6 protein-coding genes and 1 pseudogene are annotated in these 5,882 nt (G+C 63.5%); all 7 read left to right on the top strand.

The window, feature by feature from the left end; translation table 11 throughout:
* A pseudogene (locus tag VFO25_03920) lies at nucleotides 1-185 on the top strand (hypothetical protein).
* Between the two features lie 365 nt (nucleotides 186-550).
* On the top strand, nucleotides 551-1,579 hold the full coding sequence (locus tag VFO25_03915; GenBank protein ID HET9342053.1) for a hypothetical protein: 1,029 nt from the start codon (nucleotides 551-553) through the stop codon (nucleotides 1,577-1,579).
* Between the two features lie 4 nt (nucleotides 1,580-1,583).
* Nucleotides 1,584-2,255, top strand: a complete 672-nt coding sequence (locus VFO25_03910) for an HAD family hydrolase (GenBank protein ID HET9342052.1) — start codon at nucleotides 1,584-1,586, stop codon at nucleotides 2,253-2,255.
* Between the two features lie 348 nt (nucleotides 2,256-2,603).
* On the top strand, nucleotides 2,604-3,044 hold the full coding sequence (gene rpsL / locus VFO25_03905) for a 30S ribosomal protein S12 (protein HET9342051.1): 441 nt from the start codon (nucleotides 2,604-2,606) through the stop codon (nucleotides 3,042-3,044).
* A gap of 7 nt (nucleotides 3,045-3,051) precedes the next feature.
* On the top strand, nucleotides 3,052-3,522 hold the full coding sequence (gene rpsG / locus VFO25_03900) for a 30S ribosomal protein S7 (GenBank protein HET9342050.1): 471 nt from the start codon (nucleotides 3,052-3,054) through the stop codon (nucleotides 3,520-3,522).
* Entirely contained in the window at nucleotides 3,516-5,666 is a 2,151-nt protein-coding gene (gene fusA / locus VFO25_03895) for an elongation factor G (GenBank protein HET9342049.1), read from the top strand. Before rpsG ends, fusA begins: the two co-directional genes overlap by 7 nt.
* Before the next feature lie 74 nt (nucleotides 5,667-5,740).
* Nucleotides 5,741-5,882: GTP-binding protein (locus VFO25_03890; protein HET9342048.1), on the top strand; the 142-nt coding region annotated here is incomplete at its 3' end.

Below are 5,882 nucleotides of genomic sequence, written 5' to 3'. Positions count from 1 at the left end.
TGCTGATGGGGATCACCAAGGCGTCGCTGGCCACCGAGTCGTGGCTGTCGGCGGCCTCCTTCCAGGAGACGACGCGGGTGCTCACCGACGCGGCGATCCACGCCAAGTCGGACTCGCTGCTCGGCCTGAAGGAGAACGTCATCATCGGCAAGCTCATCCCGGCCGGCACCGGCATGTCGCGCTATCGCGGCGTCGACGTGTGGGCGAAGGGCCAACCTCGGTATCGCGAGATCGACATCTTCGCCGACCTCGAATCGCCGGAACCCGAGGCCATCGGCCTTGGCGACGGCGAGGCCGAACTTGCCGGCGTGACATCCTCAGCCTCGATTTCATCCGACGAGCCGGTCGTCGTTCCGACGACGCCCGACCCGCTCGGCGAACTCGACATGTAGCCTCGCGGACCCCGTACGCGTGCTGCCCCCCGTAGCGGTCGAGCTTTAGCTCGACCGCTACGGTCTTTCCGGCTTGCGCTGGACGCCACGTGGACGCAAGAAGTGTTACGGTCTGGCGTGAACGGACCGCCTACGCGCGGTCCCAAAGGAGGCTGTTCATGCGGCATATCCTCGTCGGACGGACCCTTTTAGCATCAGCTTTGGCGCTCGCCATCGCGCTCTCGAGCGGTGCGCACGGCGCCGGGGCGGCGTCGGCCGGGCACAGCCGGAACGGCTGCAAGGACCAGTGGCTGTTCAACGGCGTGTGGCGGGCTGAGGTGACAAAGGTCGCGCCGCACATGGACGACGGGAAGCAGACCGGTTGGGATGTCACGGAAGTCTGGCGCAACGGCACGACGCAAGAGATCGCGCCCGTCAATTCGATGATCGTCGACGAGACGCTCGAGCTGGCGAACGGAAAGATCGCGGCGAGCTCGACGACGAGAGGCACCCTTTCTTTTCAGACCGTCGCGTACCACGACTTCGCTCAAGCCGCCGAGCTCACGTATACGCAGACCTTCCTCGACCTGAACGTCGATCCCAACGACAAGCCCGAAGCGGTGGATATCACCTTCGACGGCGACACGCTCGCGACGCACACAGCACAGCCGCAGTTCTCGACCCGGCAGTACGATTTCCACTTCGACCTCAATTGCGTTGCGACGGGTGCTGCGGCGACGGCGCAAGGCGGATCGAATCAGATCACCGCGATCGCGGGCTGCCGCAACCAGTGGCTCTCGAACGGCTTGTGGAAGGTACGCGCGCGCACGGTTTCGCCGGACGTGCTCGAAGGCGGCCCGCAGATCGGCTGGCTCGTCGCCGAAGACTGGATCGCGTTGGTGAAGAGCGGCTCGCCCGGCGACACGGGCATCCTCGACCAGTTCTTGATCACGAAGAGCGGCGACAATGTCGCCTCTTCGAACAGCACGGTCGCGACCCTGACGTGGCAGAAGCTTGCCTACCACGCCTTCGCGCCTGGCGGCGGGTACTCGTACTCGCAGAACTTCCGTTGGAGCCCATTCGATCCGACAGACCAGCCGGTGCGGCTCTTGGTGACGTTCGACAAGACCGCCCAGAACAAGCGTGATGGGGTTCCGCACTACAAGGGGCTGGCGGACTTCCGCATCGACCTGACATGCTCGAAGTGAGCCTTTGACCTCGGCTGCGCGACGCGGCGTCGAGGCTGTGCTGTTCGACTTCGACCACACGCTCGGCGTCGACCACAAACTCGAGGAGACCGTGCTGCTCGAACTGTCGCAGCGCTATTGCGCGGCGCCGCTGACGGGCGAGCAGATCGGTGCCGCGCTCGCGCTGTTCCGGAGCGGCATCGTGCGGCTTGCCGACATGATCCGGACCGCGCTCGCCGGCTGTTCGTACGGCGGCGACATCGTCGATCTCTACAAATCGCTCGCGCTCGAGCTCGTGCCGGCCCGTCTCGAGCCGACGCCGGGCGCGGCTCGGACGATCGCAGCGCTCGAAGCGCGCGGTCTTGCCGTCGCTATCTTGAGCAACGGTTGGACCGAGCTGCAGATGGCAAAGGCGGCGGCGATCGGCTTCGAGGGCTCGGTGTACGTATCGGAATCGATCGGCGCTTGGAAGCCCGACACGCGCGCATTCGAGATCGCGACGCAAGGTCTGGACGTTTCGCCGCAGCGATCGATATACGTCGGCGATTCGCCCCTGACCGACGTCGTCGGGGCAAAAAACGCGGGTATGTTGACGGTCTGGGCCGACCTCGAGGCTCAGGCGTATCCCGACGGCGTGACTGCGCCGGATTTCTCTATCACCTCGCTCGATCAGGTGGTAGGGCTCGTCTGCGCATAGGCGTGGTTCCGTCGGGCGGAACGGAGCCGGCGAGCTCGACGCGTTTCTTCTTCTTTATAGAGCGAATACACGGCCGCAGCGACACCGCTACAAACTGTGCTTGACGGCACTTCGTACCGTTTGGTAGAATACGAAGGTTCCGCGGGTGTCGGTATCCGGTACCCGTATTTTTAGGCCGAGTTCACGCGCCTCCGGGCGCGGACGTCGACCTCGATCTCGGGAGGTAAACGACCCACCCCAACAACGTTCGTGAGGCGGGAATCCCCGAGGGAGAGGCAGCGGCCGACAAGCTACTGTCTCCTTTCTTTTACGACGCGATCCGCAACGATCGGAAGAGGGGTCCTCAGGTTGCCGACGATCAGTCAGTTGGTGCGCAAAGGGCGCGAGAAAGTCAAGAAAAAGTCGAAGTCACCGGCGTTCTTGGTCTCGCTGACCGGCGCGAAACCCGGTCACCCGGATCTTCCGCAGCGATCGCAGACGATCAAGAAGGGCAACCCGCAACGGCGCGGCGTCTGCACGCAAGTGAAGACGATCACGCCGAAAAAGCCGAACTCGGCGCTTCGCAAAGTCGCGCGCGTCCGGCTCACGAACGGCATCGAGGTGACGGCCTACATCCCTGGGATCGGCCATAACCTCCAAGAGCACTCGGTCGTCCTCATCAGAGGCGGCCGCGTGAAGGACCTGCCGGGCATCCGCTACCACATCGTGCGCGGCACGCTCGACACGCAGGGAGTCCAGAACAGAAAACAATCGCGCTCGAAGTACGGCGCGAAGCGTCCAAAGACGTAAGGAAGCAATGCCGAGAAAAGGACCCGCGCCCAAGCGCCAAGTGCTGCCCGATCCGCGCTTCAATTCGCGGACGATAGCGCGCTTCGTCAACAAGCTCATGCTGCGCGGCAAGAAGAGCACCGCGGAGCAGATCACGTACGGCGCGTTCGACATCCTCAAGTCGAAGACGGGCAAAGATCCGATGGAAGTCTTCACGCAGGCGCTCAACAACGCGATGCCGCTCGTCGAAGTCCGCCCCCGCAGGGTCGGCGGCGCGACGTACCAGGTGCCGATGGAAGTGCGCCCGGATCGCCGCCAAGCGATGGGCATGCGCTGGCTCATCAGCTTCGCCCGTTCGCGTCCTGGCCGGACGATGCAGGAACGGCTCGCGAGCGAGCTGCTCGACGCGGCGAATAACCAAGGCGCTTCGGTGAAGAAGCGCGAGGATACACACAGGATGGCCGAGGCCAACAAGGCATTCGCGCATTATAGATGGTGAAATCAGGTCAAGCGGTCGCCGCCCCAGAGCGCGACAGAAAGACGGCTCACACGCGAGAGTTCACGCTTGCGAATACCCGCAACATCGGGATCGCGGCGCATATCGACGCGGGCAAGACGACGTGCACCGAGCGCATCTTGTTCTACACCGGGCGCACGCACAAGCTCGGCGAGGTCCACGAAGGCGCCGCCACGATGGACTGGATGGAGCAAGAGCAGGAGCGCGGCATCACGATCACGTCCGCCGCGACGACGTGCGTTTGGCGCGACACGCGCATCAATATCATTGATACGCCCGGCCACGTGGACTTCACGGTCGAAGTCGAGCGCTCGATGCGCGTCCTCGACGGCCTCGTCGCGCTCTTCGATTCGGTCGCCGCGGTGCAGCCGCAGAGCGAGACCGTCTGGCGCCAGGCGAACAAGTATAAGGTTCCGCGCATCATCTTCATCAACAAGATGGACCGCACCGGCGCCGACTTCTACAACGCCGTGACGAAGATCCGCGAACGCCTCGGCGCGCGCGCGATGCCGATCCAGCTTCCGATCGGCCAGGAAGACAAGTTCAAGGGCGTCGTCGATCTCATCGACGAGACCGCGATCGTCTATACCGACGACCTCGGCAAGACGATGGAAGATACGAAGATCCCCGACGATATGCTCGAGGACGTGCACCGCTACCGCGGCGAGCTCGTCGAAGCCGTCGCCGAGACCGACGAGCACCTCACGGAGAAGTTCATCGAAGGCAAGCACATCAGCCCCGACGAGTTGCGCTCGGCGTTGCGCATCGCGACCGTCAAGGGAACCGTGCTTCCCGTACTGTGCGGCTCGGCGTTCAAGAACAAAGGCATCCAGCCGCTGCTCGACGCGATCGTCGACTATCTGCCCTCGCCGGTCGACCTCCCCGACGTCGTCGGGATCGATCCCGACCACCCCGATCGCGAGCTGTCGCGCAAGCCGTCCGACACCGAGCACTTCTCGGCGCTCGCGTTCAAGATCATGACCGATCCGTACGTCGGCAAGCTGACGTTCTTCCGGACGTACTCGGGCGCGCTGAAGGCAGGCTCGTACGTCTACAATTCGACCAAGGGCCATCGCGAACGCATCGGCCGCATACTGCGCATGCACGCGAACCATCGCGAAGACGTCGAGAGCGTCGAAGCGGGCGACATCGCGGCGGCGGTCGGGCTGAAGAACACGACGACCGGCGACACGTTATGCGACGAGAAGCATCCGATCGTGCTCGAGAACATCACGTTCCCCGAGCCCGTCATCAGCCAGGCGATCGAGCCGAAGACGAAGGCGGATCAAGAGAAGCTCGGCCAGTCGCTTCAAAAGCTCGCCGAAGAAGATCCGACGTTCCGCATGTTCACGGATGAAGAGACCGGGCAGACGATCATCTCGGGCATGGGCGAGCTCCATCTCGAGATCATCGTCGACCGGATGCTGCGCGAGTTCAAGGTCGCCGCGAACGTCGGCAAGCCGCAGGTCGCGTACAAGGAAGCGATCACGAAGCAGGTCGAGAAGCAGGGCCGCTTCGTCCGGCAAAGCGGTGGACGCGGTCAGTACGGCGATTGCTGGATCCGCCTCGAACCGCTCGTCGCCGGGTCAGGCGTCGTGTTCGAGAACAAGGTCGTCGGCGGCGCGATCCCGCGCGAGTACGTCTCGGCTGTCGAAGCCGGCGTGCGCGAAGCGGCGCTCGCGGGAGTCCTCGCCGGTTATCCGGTGCTCGACTTCAAGGCCGTCGTCTTCGACGGTTCGTATCACGAAGTCGATTCGAACGAAATGGCGTTCAAGATCGCCGGCTCGATGGCGTTCAAGGAAGCGAACCGGGCCGCGGGCCCGATCATCAAGGAACCCATCATGGCGGTGGAGGTCGAGACTCCGCAGTCGTTCATGGGCGACGTCATCGGCGATCTGTCTGCCCGGCGTGGTCAGGTCCATGCGCAAGACCTCGAGCCCGGCAACATCATGAAGATCAAGGCGGACGTGCCGCTGTCCGAGATGTTCGGATATGCGACAGACTTGAGGAGCCGGACGCAAGGGCGCGCGAGCTACACGATGGAGTTCGCTCGCTACGAACAAGTGCCGAAGAACATCCAGGAAGAGATCATCGCAAAAAACACAGGCAAAGGACCGTCATCGTAGATGACGGCTCCTCTCAAGGGAGCGGTCGAGATTTATCTCGACCGGCAATAAGTCGGTAACGACGGAGATAGGGAATGGCAAAGGCGAAATTCGAGCGGACGAAACCGCACGTGAACATCGGGACGATCGGTCACGTCGACCACGGCAAGACGACGTTGACGGCGGCGATCACGAAAGTGCTCGCGGCGTCGGGGACGGGGACCAAGCCCTTGATCG

The sequence above is a fragment of the Candidatus Eremiobacteraceae bacterium genome (assembly GCA_035710745.1).
Classification (GTDB): domain Bacteria; phylum Vulcanimicrobiota; class Vulcanimicrobiia; order Eremiobacterales; family Eremiobacteraceae; genus JANWLL01.
This window is presented reverse-complemented; position numbering and strand designations above follow the sequence as displayed.